The organism is Bacillus sp. Au-Bac7, assembly GCF_021341655.1.
Lineage (GTDB): Bacteria > Bacillota > Bacilli > Bacillales > Cytobacillaceae > Niallia.
Genome location: NZ_JAJTTG010000056.1, coordinates 1 through 419 on the forward strand (window position 1 = coordinate 1; position 419 = coordinate 419).

The window sequence follows — 419 nt, forward strand, 5'->3', positions numbered from 1 at the left end:
AGAGTATTAAATTAAATGGTGCGGGTGAAGGGAGTCGAACCCCCACGCCTTGCGGCGCTAGATCCTAAGTCTAGTGCGTCTGCCAATTCCGCCACACCCGCATAAATGGTGAGTCATGCAGGATTCGAACCTGCGACCCTCTGATTAAAAGTCAGATGCTCTACCAACTGAGCTAATGACTCATCTCTATTAATAAAAGATGGTGCCGACGAGAGGACTTGAACCCCCAACCTACTGATTACAAGTCAGTTGCTCTACCAATTGAGCTACATCGGCGTTTGTATGGTGGAGGATGACGGGATCGAACCGCCGACCCTCTGCTTGTAAGGCAGATGCTCTCCCAGCTGAGCTAATCCTCCATTATACGCCTGGCGACGTCCTACTCTCACAGGGGGAGAGCCCCCAACTACCATCGGCGC

At 52.0% G+C, this 419-nt stretch carries 4 tRNA genes; all 4 read right to left on the minus strand.

The annotated features are described in order from the left end of the window. Positions 1 to 16 precede the first annotated feature (16 nt). A tRNA-Leu gene (locus LXM54_RS27705) sits at positions 17 to 101 on the minus strand. Between the two features lie 5 nt (positions 102 to 106). Continuing rightward, positions 107 to 182, minus strand: a tRNA-Lys gene (locus LXM54_RS27710). A gap of 18 nt (positions 183 to 200) precedes the next feature. Then, a tRNA-Thr gene (locus tag LXM54_RS27715) sits at positions 201 to 276 on the minus strand. Positions 277 to 283: 7 nt separating this feature from the next. Then, positions 284 to 359 (minus strand) — tRNA-Val (locus LXM54_RS27720). Positions 360 to 419 lie beyond the last annotated feature (60 nt).